Source organism: Pseudarthrobacter sp. C4D7 (assembly GCF_013359725.1).
Classification (GTDB): Bacteria; Actinomycetota; Actinomycetes; order Actinomycetales; family Micrococcaceae; genus Arthrobacter.
The window spans coordinates 32462-52135 of record NZ_JABFMW010000010.1; the positions used below are offsets into that span (position 1 = coordinate 32462).

Annotated in this window: 21 protein-coding genes; 8 read left to right on the top strand and 13 right to left on the bottom strand. The window is 66.3% G+C overall.

Going from position 1 to position 19674, the window contains the following annotated elements:
* Positions 1-8: 8 nt before the first annotated feature.
* The 3 genes from HNO81_RS09385 to HNO81_RS09395 all read right to left on the bottom strand — a co-directional run bounded on the left by HNO81_RS09385 (position 9) and on the right by HNO81_RS09395 (position 1580).
* A complete protein-coding gene (locus HNO81_RS09385) occupies positions 9-446 on the bottom strand; it encodes a universal stress protein (protein WP_175317862.1) in 438 nt (145 codons plus the stop codon).
* A 36-nt stretch (positions 447-482) separates the two neighbouring features.
* Positions 483-767, bottom strand: a complete 285-nt coding sequence (locus HNO81_RS09390; RefSeq protein WP_175317863.1) for a hypothetical protein — start codon at positions 765-767, stop codon at positions 483-485.
* Positions 768-857: 90 nt separating this feature from the next.
* Complete coding sequence (locus HNO81_RS09395) at positions 858-1580, bottom strand: ATP-binding cassette domain-containing protein (RefSeq protein ID WP_175317864.1); 723 nt, start codon at positions 1578-1580, stop codon at positions 858-860.
* A gap of 106 nt (positions 1581-1686) precedes the next feature.
* Here HNO81_RS09395 and HNO81_RS09400 point away from each other — a divergent pair, with 106 nt between their 5' ends.
* The gene (locus HNO81_RS09400; RefSeq protein WP_175317865.1) at positions 1687-1992 is read left to right on the top strand and encodes a hypothetical protein; all 306 of its coding nucleotides are present in this window, start codon (positions 1687-1689) and stop codon (positions 1990-1992) included.
* Here HNO81_RS09400 and HNO81_RS09405 read toward each other — a convergent pair.
* A complete protein-coding gene (locus tag HNO81_RS09405) occupies positions 1977-2729 on the bottom strand; it encodes an ANTAR domain-containing protein (RefSeq protein ID WP_371818208.1) in 753 nt (250 codons plus the stop codon). The genes HNO81_RS09400 and HNO81_RS09405 overlap by 16 nt on opposite strands.
* 102 nt (positions 2730-2831) lie before the next feature.
* On the opposite strand from HNO81_RS09405, the gene HNO81_RS09410 reads away from it, so the two are divergent.
* A complete protein-coding gene (locus tag HNO81_RS09410; protein WP_175317866.1) occupies positions 2832-4385 on the top strand; it encodes a carboxylesterase/lipase family protein in 1554 nt (517 codons plus the stop codon).
* Here HNO81_RS09410 and HNO81_RS09415 read toward each other — a convergent pair.
* The 4 genes from HNO81_RS09415 to HNO81_RS09430 form a co-directional block, all read right to left on the bottom strand.
* A complete protein-coding gene (locus tag HNO81_RS09415) occupies positions 4363-4803 on the bottom strand; it encodes an SRPBCC family protein (protein ID WP_175317867.1) in 441 nt (146 codons plus the stop codon). The two genes, HNO81_RS09410 and HNO81_RS09415, sit on opposite strands and share 23 nt — an antisense overlap.
* A gap of 44 nt (positions 4804-4847) precedes the next feature.
* Positions 4848-5072, bottom strand: coding sequence for a hypothetical protein (locus HNO81_RS09420; protein ID WP_175317868.1), 225 nt, complete (start codon positions 5070-5072; stop codon positions 4848-4850).
* A 39-nt stretch (positions 5073-5111) separates the two neighbouring features.
* On the bottom strand, positions 5112-5885 hold the full coding sequence (locus HNO81_RS09425) for an SDR family NAD(P)-dependent oxidoreductase (protein WP_175317869.1): 774 nt from the start codon (positions 5883-5885) through the stop codon (positions 5112-5114).
* A 101-nt stretch (positions 5886-5986) separates the two neighbouring features.
* Entirely contained in the window at positions 5987-6811 is an 825-nt protein-coding gene (locus HNO81_RS09430) for a sugar phosphate isomerase/epimerase (protein ID WP_175317870.1), read from the bottom strand.
* Positions 6812-6997: 186 nt separating this feature from the next.
* Here HNO81_RS09430 and HNO81_RS09435 point away from each other — a divergent pair, with 186 nt between their 5' ends.
* The 5 genes from HNO81_RS09435 (at position 6998) to HNO81_RS09455 (ending at position 11632) form a co-directional block, all read left to right on the top strand.
* Positions 6998-8335 (top strand): MFS transporter, encoded by a 1338-nt coding sequence (locus HNO81_RS09435; RefSeq protein WP_175317871.1) that lies wholly within the window; start codon positions 6998-7000, stop codon positions 8333-8335.
* 36 nt (positions 8336-8371) lie between these two features.
* A complete protein-coding gene (locus tag HNO81_RS09440) occupies positions 8372-9283 on the top strand; it encodes a transketolase (RefSeq protein WP_175317872.1) in 912 nt (303 codons plus the stop codon).
* Positions 9280-10311, top strand: a complete 1032-nt coding sequence (locus HNO81_RS09445; protein ID WP_175317873.1) for a transketolase family protein — start codon at positions 9280-9282, stop codon at positions 10309-10311. Before HNO81_RS09440 ends, HNO81_RS09445 begins: the two co-directional genes overlap by 4 nt.
* Before the next feature lie 120 nt (positions 10312-10431).
* A complete protein-coding gene (locus HNO81_RS09450) occupies positions 10432-11091 on the top strand; it encodes a GntR family transcriptional regulator (RefSeq protein WP_175317943.1) in 660 nt (219 codons plus the stop codon).
* Between the two features lie 91 nt (positions 11092-11182).
* Positions 11183-11632 (top strand): DapH/DapD/GlmU-related protein, encoded by a 450-nt coding sequence (locus tag HNO81_RS09455; protein ID WP_175317874.1) that lies wholly within the window; start codon positions 11183-11185, stop codon positions 11630-11632.
* A 37-nt stretch (positions 11633-11669) separates the two neighbouring features.
* Here HNO81_RS09455 and HNO81_RS09460 read toward each other — a convergent pair whose 3' ends face one another.
* From HNO81_RS09460 to HNO81_RS09480, 5 genes are read right to left on the bottom strand one after another with little or no spacing between them, the layout of a single operon-like run.
* Complete coding sequence (locus tag HNO81_RS09460; protein ID WP_175317875.1) at positions 11670-12722, bottom strand: LacI family DNA-binding transcriptional regulator; 1053 nt, start codon at positions 12720-12722, stop codon at positions 11670-11672.
* Positions 12722-14206, bottom strand: a complete 1485-nt coding sequence (locus HNO81_RS09465; protein WP_175317876.1) for a glycoside hydrolase family 1 protein — start codon at positions 14204-14206, stop codon at positions 12722-12724. Before HNO81_RS09465 ends, HNO81_RS09460 begins: the two co-directional genes overlap by 1 nt.
* Positions 14203-15114 carry a carbohydrate ABC transporter permease gene (locus tag HNO81_RS09470; protein WP_175317877.1) on the bottom strand — a complete coding sequence of 304 codons (912 nt, stop codon included), beginning with the start codon at positions 15112-15114 and terminating at the stop codon, positions 14203-14205. The genes HNO81_RS09465 and HNO81_RS09470 overlap by 4 nt, the downstream gene beginning before the upstream one ends.
* Positions 15111-16106, bottom strand: a complete 996-nt coding sequence (locus HNO81_RS09475) for a carbohydrate ABC transporter permease (protein WP_175317878.1) — start codon at positions 16104-16106, stop codon at positions 15111-15113. The genes HNO81_RS09470 and HNO81_RS09475 overlap by 4 nt, the downstream gene beginning before the upstream one ends.
* Before the next feature lie 2 nt (positions 16107-16108).
* Positions 16109-17401, bottom strand: coding sequence for an extracellular solute-binding protein (locus tag HNO81_RS09480; protein ID WP_175317879.1), 1293 nt, complete (start codon positions 17399-17401; stop codon positions 16109-16111).
* Between the two features lie 293 nt (positions 17402-17694).
* On the opposite strand from HNO81_RS09480, the gene HNO81_RS09485 reads away from it, so the two are divergent.
* Positions 17695-19614: an adenylyl cyclase gene (locus HNO81_RS09485; protein ID WP_175317880.1), complete on the top strand. Its 1920-nt coding sequence runs from the start codon at positions 17695-17697 to the stop codon at positions 19612-19614.
* The last annotated feature ends 60 nt before the right edge of the window (positions 19615-19674 follow it).

The window sequence follows — 19674 nt, forward strand, 5'->3', positions numbered from 1 at the left end:
GGAGAGCCTTAGTCCGCGCCCTGCCCACGGATGATCAGCACGGGGCAATGCGCGTGATGGATGGTCTGGTGGGACACGGACCCGAGCAGCATTCCGGTGAAGCCACCGTGGCCGCGTGAACCGACGGCCACCAGATCCGCATCCCGGGAGGCATCGATGAGGGCCGAGGCAGGGTTTCCTTCCACGATGCGTCCGGTAATCGGCACGCCGTGGTCCTTGACGCGCTCAAGCTCAGCTTTGAGGATGGCTTCGGCGTCCTTTTGGAAGATGTCGTAGTCCCAGGCGGTGCCGAGGGCATCGCTGACGTACGGGAAGCTCCAGGCTGTCACCGCCTGGACTTCGCCCCCACGCAGCCGTGCTTCCTCCATGGCCCAATCCATGGCGGCCTGGGACTGGTCCGATCCGTCCACGCCCACCACAATCCTGAAGCTTCCGCTGCCGGCCACTGCGTTCCTTTCTTCGTGTGATGTTGTCCCGCAGGGCTAGCCCTGGCCCGGCGCGTTGCCGTGCGCCGGTACGGCCACCGCCGTATGCCCGGCCTTCGCGGCCTGGTGCGGGTTCCCTGCTTCCTTTGCACAATGAAGGCAGCAGTAAATGCCGGCTTCACTGTCAACGGGGTGGCCCAGGATCCGGCAGCCGCAGTGCTCGCATGCGGGAGCCATCATGTGGATGGCACATTCGAAACTGTCGAAGGTGCCCGTCTGGTTCCCCATATTGACGGTGAACATGCGGCCCTCGGTGCTGCCGCAGACATCACATGCGCCCATGGTCCTGCCTCCTGTTGTGCTTGTCCGGTCCAGACACTCAAGTTGACTGCGTGGGCGGGTTGGCTGCCTAGGGGCGAAGGTCCTCCGGGCCTAGATGTGGCGCAGGTAGCGGTGCGGCGAGTCCATGAACCGGCGCCAGTTCGCCACGAGTTCCAGGTCCTCCCAAGTGCGGGGCCGTAAACCCCAAGGCCCCACTTCGAGGATCGTGGCGCCGGGAAGGGCGGCCAGCAACGGGGAGTGGGTGGACATCACCACCTGGGATTTGCCGTCGGCGAGCAGGTCCTTCAGGACGGACAGCAGGCTCAGGCAGCCGGAGAAGGACAGGGCCGATTCCGGTTCGTCCAGCACCCACAGGCCGGGGCCGGTGAACCGGTCAGCGGCCAGCTGCAGGAAGGACTCCCCGTGGGACATGTCGTGGAAGGCGATGTCCGGGAGGGAGGTGCTGGGGTTCTGCTCCAGGTATGTGTAGAACCCGTGCATCGTTTCGGCCCTGAGGAAGTAGCCGCGGCGGGTGGCGCCTGCGTTCCGGACCAGTTGCAGATGGTCGCCAAGGATGGATTCGGTGCGGCGGGTGGCATGCCGGGCGCCTGTCGACCCGCCCTCGGGCGACAGGCCGTAGGCGAGCGCCAGGGCTTCCACCAGCGTGGATTTTCCCGACCCGTTCTCGCCCACGAGGATGGTGGCAGGACCCAGGTCCAGCCCCTGGTCCAGGACCTGGGAAACCGGCGGCAGCACGGCCGGCCAGCATGCACGGTCCAGGACGTTGGCCGGGTCCTCCGCCAGCCGCCGGACGGGGTAGGTGCGCAGGGACATGGCCCCATTTTCGCAGGCTTAAAAACTTTTTGAATTTTTTCCCATCCATCTGGCCCATCGTTCCGAAGACCAAGAGTAGGAGTGTTGCCAACGCGAGGACGGGACGATGGATGCCGTTGACCAGCAAGCCCTGACCGTTGCTGTCATCCAGGAGCACCGGTTGGATGTGGCACGGTTGTGGCTGGCGTTCGTTGGGCTGGGCGGCGATGCCTCGGAGCAGCACATCCGCGACTACTGCGCCGGCCAGGCCACCCTGTCCCCCAAAGAACGGGACGCGCTGGCCCTGGCCGTCAACGAATACTGCGCGGACGAGGGGCTGCCGCTGCGCGCTCCCCTCAGCAGCTTTTCCCTGTTCCGCTTCCAGCCTGAGCCGTGCGATCCGGACCGGAACGGCCCCTACTCGTCGAAGTAGGTGAAGGTCTCCCCGGCGCCGGCCACCGAAGCGACCACGGCGGCGGCAACCTCACGCAGCTTCATGTTCCGGCTGTTGGACGCGTCCCGGAGGACTTTGAAGGCAGCAGACTGGCTGCACCTGTTCTGTGCCATGACGGCCCCCGTTGCCAGGTCGATGACGGTGCGGGTCTGCATGGCGGCGCTCATACCGTCCCTGGTCTCTTCCAGCTTCAGCATGCGAAGGGCAAGTTTCAGGCCCTTGGAAGCCCGCCGCACGAAAGCCTCGGCAGCGCTAATGCCGTCGCTTCCTGAGGCAACAGGATGTGAGCAGTACAGCGTCAGGACTCCCTTAGTGTCCCCTTCCAGGTCCGCCGGGATGCTGAGCACCGAGAGGACGCCCTGCTGCCGGGCCGCCGTGGCGTACTCCGGCCACCGCAGGTCACTCCGCAGGTCAGCCATCAGCACCGTGCCGGCAGTGCGCATCGCAGTCAGCCCCGGCCCGTCGCCATGGTGCAGTTCCAGCGGGGTGATGAGCGCAGCGCCCGGCCTGCTGCTGGCGGTCGCTGGGGTTTTCTTGGGCCGGAGCACCGTTATTTCGCAGGAACATTCCTGGCCCTGGGCGCCCAGCCGGGTGGCGGCGTACTCGGCCAGGTCCCGGAGGAGGGCCTCCACCTCCATGTTGTGCAGGAACGATTCCTGAAGGTGCAGGGCAACGTCTGCGAAGTCCCCGTATGCAGGGACGTCGGCGTTCGGCACGGGTCTTACCTCCGGACAATGGTTAAACTCCACATCATCGTGGCCGCCCACTGCCGAACGGTGATGACAGCCTACCTGTGCGGACACCGTACGCTGTCAACCATGACGCGCCTCACTACGCCCAGCGGCCCCTTGCACGGCAGCCGGCTGGAAATTGACGGGACCACCGTCCACCGGTTCCTTGGCATTCCCTACGCCGCGCCGCCGTCGGGGAAAAACCGCTTCCGGGCGCCGGTTCCGGCGGACCCGTGGACCGCGGAGCTGGACTGCACGGTTCCGGGTCCTGCCGCGCCGCAGAACCCGGAATCCGCCGCTCCCCCAGGCCTCCAACCGCGCGCCTGGAGCGAGGACGGGTGCCTCAACCTGAACATTTGGACACCCGGGACGGGCGGCCCCGGCAGGCCGGTGATGGTGTGGATCCACGGCGGCGCGTACCTTTCGGGGGCCAACAGTGACGGCATGTACGACGGCGCCCGGCTCGCCGCCGCAGCGGGCGTGGTGCTGGTATCTGTCAACTACCGCCTGGGCGCCCTGGGCTTCCTGCACCTGGCAGACCTGCTCGGTGCAGGGTATGAAGACTCGGGCAACCTGGGCCTGCTGGACCAGGTGGAGGCACTGCGCTGGGTCCGGCGGAACATCGACGCGTTCGGCGGCGACCCGGGCAACGTCACCGTTTTCGGCGAGTCCGCGGGCGCGGCAGCGATCGGCACCCTGCTGGGCATGCCGGCGTCGGAGGGGCTCTTCCGCCGGGCCATCATGCAGAGCGGCACGGCGGAACGGTACCGGCAGCCGGAGGGATCGGCCCGCATCAGCGCCGGGTTCCTGGAGCTGTGCGGCCTGGATGAATCGTCGGCGAGGGAGCTCACGGCCCTCCCCATGGAGCGCCTGCTGGCGGCCCAGGCCGCCCTGGAGAAGCGGCTCGCGACTGAAACGTTTGCCGTGCCGCTTCCTTTCCAGCCGACGGTGGGGACTCCATCGCTGCCAGTGCCGCCGCTGGAGAGCATCCTCGCCGGGCTCAACAGCAGGGTGGACCTGCTGGCCGGGACCAACCTCAACGAGGGCTCCTTCGCTGTCCAGATGCGCCCGCCGGCGGCAAGCGACCCGGACTACCCTGCCCGTGCTGCTGCCGTCCTGGCCGGTGCGGGGGTTCCGCCCGGAGACGCGTCCGGGTACACGCAGGCGCTGGCCCGGGTGCTGTCACGGGAACCTGCCGGCAAGGAACTCCTGGAGGCCGCCATCGCCGATTCCGTCTACCGCCAACCCACCAACAGGCTCCTGGCAGCGCGCCAACTGGCAGCACAGAACAGCACCGGAAGGACCCTTGCCTACCTGTTCACATGGCGCAGCCCGGCCATGGGCGGAAAACTGGGTGCCTGCCACGCACTGGAGATCCCCTTCGTCTTCCGGCACCTGGACGCACCGGAGGCCGCGTTCCTCACCAGGGGCCAAGCTCCGGCAGCCCTTGGCGACACCATCAGTGACGCCTGGGCGGCCTTCGCGGGCACGGGAACACCGGTGGCTGCCGGCACGGCATGGCCGGAATATGGCGAAGCACGCAGCACCCTGGTGCTGGGCGACGAAACCCGGCTGGAGGACGATCCGCGCCGGGAGCTCCGGGAGTTCTTCGAAGCCGTCAGGCCGCTGCCAGCGCGTTAAGCGTGTCCCGGATCCCGTTCAACGCGGGATCCCGAAGGGAATTGAAGGCAGGCTTCAGGAGCGGCTGGATGATCTTGGCCGGCCCGTGGATGCTGAACTCGGCCGTGTACTTCACCACCGAGCCTGCCCCGCTGGGGCTGACATCGATGGAATCGAACGAGGTGACGGTCTTGTTCTCGCCGCGCAGCTTGATGTGGTTGTCCGTCAGCTCGATGACCTCATAGACCAGGGTCTGGCGCTTTCCGCGGAACTCGGACTCGGCGTGGTACTTGTGGCCCACGGCAACCGGCCCCGGCGTGATCTTGTCCATGACAGGGGTGTTGGGGTCCCACTTGGGGGTGTTTTCGAACTCACGCATGAAGGCAAAGGCCTTCTCGGCGGACAGGTTGGTTTCCACACTTCCGGTGACTGTGATCATCACCCCAGTCTAGGAGCACTGTGCAGCCGGGCGGCGGCCATTTTTTAACAGAGTCTTCCGCCCGGCTCCCGGAGCCTGATCCACGCCTCGTACCCTTCTGCGGCGGTGAACAGTTCCCGGCCGCCGCCGGCATCGGCGGCGAGCCACAGCGCGGCCGGGCGCGGCCTGGCCTCATCCACCACGCCGCCCCGGACCAGCTTCGAGTCCAAGCGGATCTCCACCGGTACGCCGATCAGGCGGTGCCAGTCGGAATAGGGGTAGGGCTTCATATCGGCTCCCTTGGCGCTTTCCGCCGGCAGTTTGGGGTCCTAGTGGATGTGGCTGCCGCCGTTGATGTCGATGGTGGTGCCGGTGAGGTACGCCGAGTCCTCGGAGGACAGGAAGGCGATCACGGCGGCCACTTCCTCGGTGGTGGCATTGCGGCCCAGCGGGATGCCGGCGTTGATGGCCGCCTCCTGCTCCTCGGTGCTGCCCACGCGGATGTTGGTGTCCACGGCGCCGGGGGTGATGGCGTTGACGGTGACGCCGGTGGTACCGAGCTCGCGGGCCAGAGCCTTGGTGAAGCCGAGGATGGCTGCTTTTGCTGCGGAGTAGGGGACCTTGCCGAAGACGCCGCCGCCGCGCTGGGCGGACACGGAGGACATGTTGACGATCCGGCCCCAGCCGTTGTCGATCATGTCCGGCAGGAAGGCCTTGGTCACCAGGTAGGTGCCGGTGGCGTTGACGTCCATGACCTTGTGCCACAGCTCGAGGGTGGTCTCCAGGAACGGGATGGGCGAGGTGATGCCGGCAATGTTGGCCAGGGCGCCGACGGGCGGGAGGTTGCCGGCGGCCACTTCAGCGGCGACGGCGGCCTGGGCGGCAATGACGGAGGCTTCGTTGGCGACGTCGATCTCGTGGCCGAAGGCGGGGACGTTGAATTCGTTGCCGATTTCCGCGGCGACCTTGGCGGACTTTTCGCCGTCGAGGTCCAGGATGACAATGCCCCAGCCGTCACGGGCGTAACGGCGGGCCGTGGTGATTCCGATGCCGCGGTCCGATGTTGCTCCGGTGAGGACGGCGGTGCGCTGGATGGTGGTCATGGTGGTGCTCCTTGAATTGTTTTATCGGATCGATTGCTCCGTAAGTGTCGTTTTGGACGTTCAAAACGACACTTACGGAGCAATCGATGGAGGGGGTGGGCTCAGATGAGGTCGGTGATGAAGCTTGCTGCCTTGGCGGCGGCGGCGGGGCGTTCGTCGTTGGTGACGTCCCGGGTTTCGAGTTCGAGCGAGAAGTGGCCCGTATAGCCATCGGCGGCGAGCCTTTTCAGGCCGCCGGCGAAGTCGGCGTCCCCATTGCCGATACGGAGGTTGATGTTCCCCGGCACGGCGTCGCGCAGGTGGACATGGCTGATGCGGCCCCGGTGCCGGTCCAGGTAGGCCTGGATGTCTTCGCCGGAGGCGACAATGTGGCTGAAGTCCATGACAATTCCGACGCCGGAACCGGCCAGGCGGTCGGCCAGCAGTCCTGCGCGCTCCAGGTTCCAGCAGAACCGAAGGAAGTGCAGCGACTCAGTCCAGAGTTCGACGCCGAACTCCGCCGCCCGCTGTCCGGCACCCATGAGCTGGGCGGCAACGAGGTCCAGGTCCTCGTCAACGCTCCGGACCGGGGTGTGGTCCAGGGCGCCGCACGGCAGGACCAGTGCCTTCGCACCGATGGTGGCCGTCAAGGTGAGCAGGGCGTCAAGGTGGCGGTCCCGCATAGCCCGGCCCTCGTCGTCCAGCACCTTGTTCAAGTCCCCGATATCGCCGTTCACGGAGCGGACCCGCAGGCCCGAGGCAATGACCTCGGCGGAGACAGTATCCACCGCATCCGCGGTGAGCTCGTAGGGCACGTGGTTGCAGACGCCGGGCAGGGCGCCCAGGTCGATTTCCTCGAAGCCCAGCCCCTTCATGGTCCGCAGGGCGGCGCCCAGGTCCTGGTGCCGGAAGCTGATGGACGAGCACCCCAGTCGGGAGTGGAACATCATTGATCCTTTGATTCGTGCCGGGCGGTAGTGATGGAGACCACAATACGGACGTCAACTGTCAACAGTCAACTCTAAAAGTCGACTGTTGACAGTCATAATGATGTGGGTCACACTGGTGTCCATCAATTGTTAACAGTCGACAGCGGCCGACCTCCTTCAGCCGCTTTTCGAAAGGGAACCACCATGAGCAAAGATGCTCTGACCATGCGCGGCCCGGTCCACGGCACCAAGGACGCCCGGCGAGTTGCCATCGGATCCGGCGTGGGGGCCGTGATTGAGACGTATGACTTCATCGGCTTCGGCACCGCTGCCGCACTGTACTTCGGCACTGCATTCTTCCCCGGCACCGATCCGGTCACCGGCACCCTGGCCTCCTTCGCCACCCTGGGCGTCGGCTTCGCAGCCCGCCCCCTTGGCGGCATCATCGGCGGCCACCTCGGCGACAAAGTAGGCCGCAAGCCGGTCCTGGTGGCCTCCCTCATCCTCATGGGCCTGGCAACCTTCGCCATCGGCCTGCTCCCCACCTACGCGGCCGTCGGGCTGCTGGCCCCGGCGCTGCTGGTATTCGTCCGCATCGTCCAGGGCCTGGCCTTCGGTGCTGAGTGGGGCGGCGCCATCCTCATGAGCTACGAACACGCCCCCTGGAAGGCCAAGGGCAAGTACACCGGCATCGTCCAGGCCGGCTTCCCCGTCGGCCTGCTGCTGGCCAACCTTACCTTCCTGTTCAGCGTCCAGCTGGGCGGCGAGCTCGCCTGGCGGATCCCGTTCCTGGCCAGCATCCTGTTGGTGGCCGTGGGCCTGGTGATCCGGTCGAAGGTTCCCGAGTCCCCGGTCTTTGACGAAGTCAAGGACAGCGGCGCCATCGTCAAGGCACCCATTGTGGAGGTCATCAAGACCGACTGGCGCAACATCGTCAAGGGCATCGGCCTTCGCATCGCCGAAACCGCCGGTTACGCCGTGTCCATCACCTACATGATTTCCTACATCAACAGCCAGCACCTGGCGGACAAGAGCCAGACCCTGATCGCGCTCTGCATCGCTTCGGCCATCGGAATCTTCGCCACCCAGGCCTGGGCCGCCCTGACAGACCGCATCGGCCGCCGTCCCCTCTACGTCTGGTCCACGGCCTTCGCCGCACTGTTCGCGATTCCGATGTTCCTGCTGGTCAACACCGGAATGTTCATCGCCATCATCCTCACCATCGTGATCTCCTACGCGGTCTGCCAGAATTCCCTGGCCGGCGCCCAGGGCGCCTGGTTCCCAGAGCTCTTCCAGGCCAAGACCCGCGCTTCCGGCGCCAGCCTGGCCTACCAGATCTCGGCCATGGTGTCCGGATTCACCCCCTTCATCACCACCCTGTTGTTTGTCAGCTTCGGCTGGATGGGCCCGGCCCTGCTCTTCGGCGCCTACGCCCTGATCGGCCTGTGGGCCGCCATCGCCACCCGGGAAACCTGGGGCCAGCGGGAACGCGAACTGGCTGACGAGGCCACCAAAAGCACCCCCAACACCGTCAACGCCTGAATGACCACCACTCACGAAACGACCACGGAGCCAGCAATGCCTACAGACACCGTCCAGGACGCCGCCCCGCAGGAAAAAACACTGCCGACCGCAGTAACACCCGAACGGCTGGAGAAAATCAGCGCTGCCGCCTACCGGATCCGGCACCACGCCCTGAACATGGGAGAGGTGCAGGGCCAGGGGTACGTGGGCCAGGCCCTGGGTGCCGCGGACATGCTCGCCACCGTCTACGGGGACCAGCTGAACTTCCGCGCCGAGGACCCGCACTGGGACGCCCGCGACCGGTTCCTGCTGTCCACCGGCCACTACGCGATCGGCCACTACGCAGCCCTCGCCGAAGCCGGAATCGTCCCCGTAGAGGAACTTGAGACCTACGGCTCGGACGATTCCCGGCTGCCGATGTCCGGGATGTCCACGTACACCCCCGGCATGGAAATCTCCGGTGGCTCCCTGGGCCACGGCCTGACCATCGCGGTCGGCATGGCCCTGGGGCTGCGCTGCCAGGGCTCGTCCGCCCGGATCTTCAACTTCCTCTCCGACGGCGAACTGGACGAGGGCTCCACCTGGGAAGCGGCCATGGGTGCACACCACCACCAGCTGGGCAACCTCACCGCCATGGTGGACATCAATGCCCTGCAGGCTGACGGCAAGACGGACACGGTCCTCCGCACCGAGCCGGTGACCGAGAAGTGGGAATCGTTCGGCTGGTACACCCAGCGCGTGGACGGCAACGACGTCGGTGCGCTGCTCGCAGCGTTCGACAACGCGGCCGCCCAGGCCACCGCCGTCGGACGCCCCTCCGTGATCCTGTGCGACACCAAGGTTGGCCGGGGCGTGCCGCTGCTGGAAAACCGTGAAAAGGCGCACTTCATGCGCATCGAAGAGAACGAATGGCAGATCTGCCGCGAGCAGCTCACTGCCGGCTACGAAGGAAAGGCTTCAGCATGAGCACCACCACCGAGGCCCCCGACACCGCGGCGGCCGCTGCACCACCCGCCAAGCCGAAGCTGAAGACCTCGGCGATGATCGCCTCATTCGCCGACCCGGGCCAGAAGACCTCCAACGCCCCGTTCGGGCATGCCCTGGTCAATGCCGCACAGGAAAATGACAAGATCGTGGGCCTGACCGCGGACCTGGGCAAGTACACGGACATGCACATCTTTGCCCAGGCGTTCCCGGAGCGGTTCTTCCAGATGGGCATGGCCGAGCAGCTGCTCTTCGGCGCAGCGGCCGGCCTGGCCGAGACCGGGCTGGTACCGTTCGCGTCCACCTACTCCGTGTTCGCCGCCCGCCGCGCCTACGACTTCCTCTGCCTGGACGCCGCGGAACCAAACCTGAACGTGAACATCGTGGGCGGCCTCCCCGGCTTGACCACCGGGTATGGCCCCAGCCACCAGGCCACCGAGGACATGGCGATCTTCCGCGGCATGCCCAACCTGACCATCGTGGACCCCTGCGACTCGATCGACATCGAACAGGCCGTCCCGCAGCTTGCCGCCTCCGAAGGCCCCACGTACCTGCGGCTGCTGCGCGGCAACGTCCCCACGGTCCTGGACGAATACGACTACACGTTCGAACTTGGCAAAGCCAAGGTCCTCCGCGGGGGCAACGACGTGGTGTTCATTTCTTCCGGCCTGATGACCATGCGCGCCCTGCAGGCAGCCAAGGCCCTTGCGGCACACAACGTGGACGTCGCCGTCGTGCATACCCCCACCATCAAGCCGTTCGACGCCGAAACCGTGCTCAAGGAAATCAACACGGACCGCCTCGCCGTCACCCTGGAGAACCACTCCGTGGTGGGCGGCCTGTTCGAAACCGTGGCCTCCGCCGTCGTCACGGCCGGAGTGGGCAAGCGCGTGGTGCCCATCGGTCTTCCGGACCAGTTCCTCGACGCCGGCGCCCTGCCCACCCTGCACGACCGGTACGGCCTGTCCGTGGACCGCATCGTGGCCAAGGTCCTGTCCGAACTCGGCTAGGACAGGAAACCACTGCAGAAAGCACGGCACCGGTTCCCCGCCGGCGCCGTGCTTTCTGCCGTAATATCTAATCCAGTATCGACTGTAAACAGTCGACTTATGACATTGAGGACAGAAGCCATGGCCGGACTGACCGCCCCACTGCTGGGACTGGAAAAGAAAAGCCTGCGCGAGCAGGCACTCTCGGCTCTGCGGACCGCCATCACCAGTGGTGAGCTGGAACCGGGCCGGCACCTGGTGGAAACCGAATTGTCCGAAATGCTCCAGATCAGCCGCGGCACGCTCCGCGAAGCCCTGCGCCAGCTGGAACAGGAGGGCCTGCTGTCCGCCGGCCCCCGCGGACGCCTGTCCGTGCGTCACCTGGACGAGAAGGAAATCCGGGATATCTACGCTGTCCGGGCCGCGCTGGAATCCCTCGCCGCCCGCTCTCTCTGCGAACTCCCGGACCGGCAGCACGTCACAGAGTCGCTGCACAAAGCCATCGACGCCATGACGGCAGCCACCACCGGCACCCTGGAGGAACGCATCGAGTCCGACCTCGAGTTCCACCGCACCCTCTGCCGGCTTACGGGCAACGAAACCCTGCTCCACTCCTGGGAATCGCTGGAGGGCTCCATCCGGATGTCCATCATGTTCGCGGGCCTGGAAAAGGGCGTCAGCAACATGAGCGTTGACCGCCACAAGGACATCGTGGGCGCTATCGACACCGGGGACGCCACCTTGGCCCGAAAGACCATCCTGGAACACATGGACACCGCCGCGGCCAACCTGGTGGCGTAGCCCATCGGGCCCGTACATCCGGGAATCCTCCCGCCCTCCCGGCCGTTAACTTACTGCGCGGTAAATAACCGCGGCGTAATCGAGGGACGGTATGACCGCAAAGTTTGTGTCAGTTGAGGACGACGCCGGTAAGGTCACCCGGTACGCCCGCCACGACAATGGCGGCGGGCTCATCGCGCCGGGAGCCAAGGTTGCGGACAGCGCCCGCATTGGACCCATGACCTACATTGAACATGGCGCCGAGGTGGGTGCCGGGTGCCTGATCGGCCACGGCAGCTGGATTGACCGTGGCGCCATCATCGGTGACCGCACGGTGATCGGTGACGGCGTACGCATCGGCCGGGGGACGGTTATTGGCAACCGCGTCCACATCGGCAGCCATTCGCGGATCGGGTCCAGTGTCCTGGTTGAGCATGGCGTGCACCTGGATTCGGACAGTACCGTGCCGGACGGCAGCGAAGTCCTTGCCGGCGCCCATTCCCGCCTTGCCAGGGCGAAGCGCCGGCCACACCGGAAAACACGGGGCGGCCTGGCCGCCTAGGCCCGCCGCCGGGCAGCCACCCGCCGTTTCCGACGTGCTACGCCACGGAGCTTCCGCGCACCACCAGTTCCGCAGGATAGATGACTGGTTCCGGCAGCTCCCCGGGATTCGCGATGGCGTCCACCAGGAGCTTTCCGGCCGCGGCCGCGATGTCCGCCATGGGATGGGCAACCGTGGTGAGCCCCAGGCCGTTTGCCGCCTGGATGGAGTGGTTGTCGAAGCCCACCACCGCCACCTCGTCCGGTACCCGCCGCCCCTTCCCGCGAAGAGTGTCCACGACGCCGAGCGCCATAAGGTCTGATGCGGCGAATATTCCGTCCACATCGGGGGCCTCCGCCAGCAGCCGGGCCGCAGCATCGGCGCCGCCCGCCGTCGTGAAGTCCCCGTGGATGACCGGTCCGGGCTGGAGGCCCGCTTCCCGGAGTCCCTGCAGCCAGCCCTGCAGGCGGTCGACGGCGGCCGTCATGTCAGTGGGTCCGGCAATGGTTGCCAGTTTGCTGCGCCCGGCGCCGGACAGGTGCCGCGCCGCCAGCCGGCCGCCCTCGAAATTGTCCAGGTCCACGTAAGGGATCCCGGATTCCGTGTCCCACGGCCTGCCGATGAAGACGGTGGGCAGTCCGGTGGCGCCCAGGGACTCCACCCAGTCATCGGCGCGGTGGTGGGAGACCACGATCGCGCCGTCAACGTGGCCGCCGCGCAGGTAGCGGATGGTCCGCGCCGAGTCGTCCCCGGCCCGGGACATGAGCAGGACCAGCTGCAGGTCCGTCTCGCGGAGTGCTTCATTGACGCCCATGATCACCGCGGCGAAGTACGGGTCCATCATCACCCGGGCGTCAGGTTCGGGGATCACCAGCGCCACGGATCCGGCGCGCCGGGTGACCAGGCTCCGGGCAGCACGGTTGGGCGTGTAGCCCAGCGCCACGATTGCGGCGTCAACGGCAGCCTGTGCCTGCGCGCTCACCTTGGACCCGCCGTTGATGGCACGGGAAGCGGTGGAGCGGGACACCCCGGCTGCCAACGCCAGGTCCTCCAGCGTAGGACTGGGGCGCCCTGCCGCTGCCGGGGCAGGGCGGCTGGAGTTTGCGTTCATTACACCGACAATACGACACCCCGGGCCGGCGGCGGGACGGGGCTGCTGCCCGCAGGAAGGGCGTTGCCGGATGCCACCGATGAGTACCACAGCGCGCTCGCTTTCGGAATCCTTTCCTGGGTGCGGTAGTCCACCCGGACCAGGCCAAAACGCTGGTGGTAGCCGAAGGACCACTCGAAGTTGTCCAGCAGTGACCACGCGAGGTAGCCGCGGACATCCACGCCGTCCGCAATGGCCCGGTGCACGGCGTCAAGATGGGCGGCGAAGAAGCCCAGCCGGTCCTGGTCGTCCACGAACCCTGTGGCATCGGGCACGTCGTCGTAGGCTGCGCCGTTCTCGGTGATGTAGATCGGGATTCCGGCCGGTCCCGTGTACTCGGTGTGGAGTCGGTTGAGCAGGCGCCGGAGTCCTTCGGGCTGCACCTCCCAGCCCATTCCCGTGACAGGAAGGCCCCGGCGGACCGACCTGGCGCCGTCGGCCGCCACGAACGGCGATGCCACTGCGCGGGTTGCCTGCCCGGGGACCGATGTGGTTTCCGGGGCCGCCTGTTCCTGTGCCCCTGCCGGATCCTTGGTGAGCGATTCGCCGTGGTAGTAGTTGACGCCCAGGAGGTCCAGCGGCGTGGCAATCAGCTCAAGGTCGCCGTCCTGCACCAGGTCCGCCATTCCCAGGTGCGCCACGTCCGCCAGGACGTCGGCCGGGTATTCACCGCGGAACAGCGGGTCAAGGAAGATCCGGTTGAACTGCCCGTCAATCCGCCTCGCTGCATCACGGTCGCTTTCGCTGCCGGGATCCCTCGGGTCGGCGACTGTCAGGTTCAGGGTGATGCCCAGGGAGGCCTCCGTATCCCGGCGGCGGAGCTCCGCCGCTGCCAGGCCGTGGCCGAGCAGGAGGTGGTGCGCCGCAGCCAGGGCGGCCCGGGGTTCCTGCCGGCCCGGAGCGTGGATTCCTGCCGCGTAACCCAGGAACGCCGAGCACCACGGTTCGTTGAGGGTGGTCCAGATGCGGACCCTGTTCCCCAGCACGCTGTGCATAAGTGCCGCGTAGTCGGCGAAGCGGTAGGCGGTGTCCCGGTTGGCCCACCCGCCGTTGTCTTCCAGGGCCTGGGGCAGGTCCCAGTGGTAGAGGGTCAGCCACGGGGTGATGCCGGCAGCCAGCAGCTCATCCACCAGCCGGGAGTAGAAGGCGATTCCGTCGGGATTGGGGGTGACGCCGTCAGGCATGCAGCGGGCCCAGGAGGTGGAGAACCGGTAGGCCTTCATGTTCAGCCGGCCCATGAGCGCCACGTCCTGCCGGTAGCGCCGGTAGTGGTCGCAGGCCGTGTCCCCGTTGTGGCCATCCGCCACGGCCCCGGGGAGCCGGGCGAACACATCCCAGATGGAGTCCCCCCGGCCTTCGGCGTGTGCTGCGCCCTCGATTTGGTAGGCAGCTGTTGCCGTCCCCCAGAGGAAGTCCTCCGGAAACGGACGTTGGGTGGAACTCATCCTTTGACTGCTCCTTGCATGATTCCGGATACGAGTTGACGGCCTGCGGCAATGAACAGCAGCAGGAGCGGGACGGTGGCCAGGACGGCGCCGGCCAGGACCACGGAGTAGTCCACGAAGTGGGCGGCCTGCAGCAGCTGCAGGGCCACCGGGAGGGTGGGGTTGGAGGGGTCAAGGACAATGAATGGCCAGAAGAAGTTGGTCCAGGTGGCCACGAAAGTGAACAGCGCCAGCATGGCGGCCGCCGGGCGCGCTGCCGGAAAACCGATGTGCAGGAACGTCTGGATCATCGAGGCGCCGTCCATCCGGGCGGCCTCGATCAGCTCGTCCGGCAGGGCGTCCCGAAGGTACTGCGTCATCCAGAACACCCCGAACGCCGTCACGAGGCCGGGGATGATGACCGCCCACAGGGAGCCCGTCCACCCCAGTTTGGACATCACGATGAACAACGGGACCACGCCCAGCTGGGTGGGGACCGCCATGGTGGCGATCACGAACACCAGCAGGGCCCTGCTGCCGCGGAAGCGGAGCTTGGCAAAGGCGAACCCCGCCAGCGTGGAAAAGACGACGACGGATGCGGCCGTCACGCCAGAAACGATCAGGCTGTTGCCCATCGCCTTCCAGAACGGGATGCTGTCGAAGACCTTGGCCGCATTGGCCAGGAAGTTCCCGCCGGGAAGCAGCGGGATGCCCCGGCTGAGGAAGGTGTTGTCATGGCTGCCCACCAGGAACGACCAGTACAGCGGAAAGATCGAGGCAAGAAGCACGGCACCGAGGAAGCCATAGGTGGGGAAGCCCGGGCGGCGGCCTGCGCCGAAGCCTGCCGGGCGGTTGCCGCCGCCGCGCCGGGCCGCTGCCCTGGCCGCACCTTTGCCGGCAGTCTGTTCGATCATGGGAATGGAGCTCACTTGCGGCCTTCCTGGCTGGCAATGCGTTTGGTGATGACGAAGTTGAGCAGGGCAATCAGGACGATGATCAGGAAGAGCAGCCACGCCACCGCGGAGGCCCTGCCGAAGTTGCGCTGGCCCCAGCCGAGCTCCCAGATGTACATGGTCAGCGTTTGCCACTGGCGGTCCGCGCCGCCCAGGCCGGACTGGTCAAAGACCCGGGGTTCATCGAAAATCTGGAGGCCGCCGATGGTTGAGGTGATCACCACGAAAATGATGGTGGGGCGAAGCATGGGTACTGTCACGGAGAAGAACTGCCGCAGCCTGCCGGCGCCGTCGATCGTGGCCGCTTCAAACACGTCCCGCGGAATCGCCTGCATGGCAGCGAGGAATATCAGGGCGTTGTAGCCCGTCCAGCGGAAGTTCACCATGGTGGCTATGGCGGCATGGCTTGCCACCGGGTCGGAGTGCCACCGGACCGGGTCAAGCCCAAGCGCCTTCAACATCTCGTTGATCAGCCCGAACTGGTCGGCAAAGAGGTTGTTGAAGATCAGCCCCACCGCCACGGGGGCCACCACGAACGGCACCAGCACCCCCATCCGCCAGAACGTCCTTGCCCGCAGGTTCGCATCCAGCACCGCAGCGACCACCAAGGCCGCCACCACCTGGGGAACGGAGGAGAGGATGAAGATGCTGAAGGTGTTGCCCACAGCGTTCCAGAAGTACGGCTGGGCCACCACGAAGGCGTAGTTTTCCAGTCCCGTGAACTTTCCCTGCCCGCCGATGAGGTTCCAGTTATGCAGTGAAACCCAGGCCGTGTACACCAGCGGGAAAAGGCCAGTGACGGCGAACAGCAGGAAGAAGGGAGAGATGTAGAGGTACGGGGACAGCTTGACGTCCCATCTGGAAACCTGCTGCGAGAACGCGAGGCGCCGGACGTTTCCGCCGTCGCGCCCCGCGCCGGGGCTGGGGCTGGGACCTGCCTCGGGCGTGACCCGGTCGGTGACTGCCATGCCTAGAGGGACGTCACTGCGGTGACGAACTTGTCCCAGGAGGACGCGGCGTCGTCCGACTTGTCAACGTCCACCCGGGTGAGGGCCTGCTGCATGGCGTCGTTGATGGCGAAGTACTTGGTTCCCTTGAAGGGCGTGACATCAACGGCCTTGGCCCGCTCGGCGAAGATTTCGCCGGTGGGGGCGCCGTTGAAGAACTTGCTCGTCTGGCCCAGCAGCTCGCTGCTTTCCAGCGCCTCCTTCTGGCTGGGGAAGGTGCCCTTGGCGGTGAACGCCTTGATCTGCTGCTCAGGGGCAGTCAACCATGCGGCCAGCTTTTTGGCTTCGGCCTGGTGCGCTCCCTGGGTGGGAACGGTCAGGTAGGACCCGCCCCAGTTTCCGCCACCGCCGGGGAAGACGTTGGCCACATCCCAGCCGGTGACCCCGGCTGCGTTGCCCTCGATCACCCCGAGCATCCAGCCCGGGCAAAGCGTGGTGGCGAAGGCGCCGGTCTGGAAACCGGAGGCCCAGTCATCGCTCCACTGCTTGAGGTGCGCGGACAAGCCGTCCTCGGTGGAGGCTTTCAGGACCTGCTTGTAGGTGTCCTTGACCTGCTGGTTCTCCGTGGCGATGACGGAACCGTCTTCCTCCTCATAGACCTTTTCCAGCTGGTTGCTCATGCCCTGGTAGATGGCCCCGGCGGAGTCGAACCAGGCGGAACCGGGGTTTGCGGCCTTGAACTTCTTTCCGGCGTCGAAGTAGCTGTCCCAGGAGGTGCCCAGCATTTTGGCCACCTCGCCACGCTCGGTGGGCAGGCCGGCCTTCTTGAGGAGTTCGGAGTTGTAGCAGACGGCCTCGGGGCCGGAGTCTGTCCCGTAGCCAAGCAGCTTGCCGTCCGCGGTGGTGGCAGCCTGGGCCTTCCAATCCAGCCAGCGCCCTTCAACTGCGGGGTCGGCCAGGTCCGCGAAGCGGTCAGGATACTGCAGCAGTTCGGGAAGCCAGTCCACTTCCACGGCCTCGATATCGGACAGGCCCGAGCCTGCGGCGAGGCGCGTCGTGAGGTTGTCACGTGCCTCGTTGGTGGTCGCGGCCTTCTTGTGCTGGATGGTCACATTGGGGTTCTGTGCTTCGTACTCCTTGAAGAGCGCTTCGTAGCCAAACTCGTTGAACGTGCCGACGGTGAGCGTGACAGCCTCTGACCCGGTGGCGCCGTTCACATCTGACTTCCCGGGCGATGAGGAACCGCACGCCGTGAGCGACAGGGCAAGGCATGCGGCAGCGGCCGAAAGCACGGAGAGCTTGCTGGGGTTTTTCACAGGGGGAAGACTCCTTCGTCAGGGTGCCCATGGGGCCGCGTGCGCGGCCGGGGCTAGGGAGGTAATGGAGCGGCCGGCTGGCCGATGGACGGCTTTAGTGGGAGCGCTCTCACCACATGGTGTCCCACCTCACAATGTCTTGTCAAGAAAATTTAGGAGCGCTCCCACCACTCTTGCCGGGTCCTGCAGGCGGTGTTACGCTTCCCCGACGGGAGCGCTCCCACCACCTGATCCCAGCCTTCGGCCAGCAGCCGCCAATGGGTCATCCAGCCCCACCACTGACAGGACCAGCAATGCCGCTATCCTTACGCCCTGATTCGCCCAGCCCCCTTTCGCCGCAGCGCCGGCACCACCCCGGCACCATTGCCGCAAGCACCGCCCTCCTCATCGGACTTGCCATCGCCGGCGGGACAGCGCCGGCGCAGGCGGCGCCTGCCGTGAAACCCGGAGTCCAGGCTCCGGCTTCACCGCCCCCGGCACCGGCGCAGCAAAACCCGTTCGGGTCAAACACCTACGTCTTCGACCCCAGCATGCCGGTAGCCCAAATCCAGGCCACGGTGGACGCCATTGCGGCGCAGCAGGTGGATGACGAAATGGGGACCAAGCGCTACTCCCTGCTGTTCAAGCCCGGCACCTACGGCACCCCCGAAGAGCCGCTGATTGTCCAGGTGGGCTACTCCACGGAAGTGGCCGGGCTGGGTGCTGCACCCACCGACGTCACCATCAACGGACACGTCGACGTCTACAACCGCTGCCTTACCGCTGACAACTGCATCGCCCTGAACAACTTCTGGCGGTCCCTGTCCAACCTCACCATCAACGTCACCGGCCTCGAAGGCTGCCGCAGCTCGGCAAACTTCTGGGCAGCCTCCCAGGCCTCACCGATGCGCCGGGTCAACATCACCGGCGGCAACCTCTCCCTGATGGACTACTGCACCGCCGGACCGCAGTACGCCAGTGGCGGTTTTATTGCGGACTCCAAGACCGGAGCGGTCATCAACGGCTCCCAGCAGCAGTACCTGGTGCGCGACAGCAGCATAGGCAGCTGGTCCAACGGCGTCTGGAACCAGGTGTTCTCGGGCGTCAACGGCGCACCTGCGGATTCCTTCCCGGACCCGCCGTACACCACCCTGGACACGACTCCCATCAGCCGGGAGAAGCCCTACCCGACCGTGGACCCCGCAGGGCAATACAGCGTGTTCGTTCCCTCCGTCCGCCAGGACTCAGCAGGAACCACATGGGAGTACGGTCCCACCCAAGGCCGCAGCATCCCGCTGGCGGAGTTCTACATCGCCAAGCCCGGCGATTCGGTGCAGGCCATCAACACCCAGCTGGCCCGCGGAAAGAACCTCATCCTGACCCCCGGGGTCTACGACGTTGACCGCAGCATCGAGGTCAAGAGGGCCGGAACCGTGGTGCTCGGCCTGGGCATGGCAACACTTACCGCCGTGAACGGATCAGTTCCCCTGACGGTGGCGGATGTGCCGGGAGTGGACATCGCGGCCGTCACGGTGGACGCAGGCGAGGTCAACTCCCCCGCGCTCATGCGCGTCGGCAAGGCCATCCCGGGCGCAGGGGGCGGACCGGCCAACTCTGCCGTCCACAGTGATCCCGCCAACCCCACCACGCTCCACGATGTCTTTTTCCGCATCGGCGGCCCCCATGTGGGCAAGGCCTCGGTCAGCCTGGAAGTCAACAGCGACAACGTCCTCCTGGACCACATCTGGGCCTGGCGCGCAGATCACGGCAACGGAGTGGGGTGGGACACCAACACCGGCAGGAACGGCGTGATTGTCAACGGCAACAACGTCACCGCCACCGGTCTCTTCGTGGAGCATTACCAGCAGTACAACGTCATCTGGAACGGCGAAAACGGCAGGACCGTCTTCTTTCAGAATGAACTGCCTTACGACGCCCCCAACCAGGCCGCATGGCAGCACGACGGAGTCCTGGGCTGGGCCGGCTACAAGGTAGCGGACCCGGTCAAGACCCACGAACTGTGGGGCGGCGGAAGCTACGTGTACAACAACGTGGACCCCACCATCCACGCCACCCGCGGCTTTGAGGTGCCGGTGACGCCGGGCGTGACGCTGCACAGCCTGCTGACGGTGAACCTTGGCGCCGGGACATTGGACCACGTGGTCAATGACACCGGAGCCCCGGTGTCCACCGACGCCGTCGGTATTCCCAGCTACGTGGCCGACTTCGGCTGACGCTGTCCGGGCTCACCAAGCCAGGGACAAAGGGTGCGGTGCCGGCAGTGGATGCCGGCA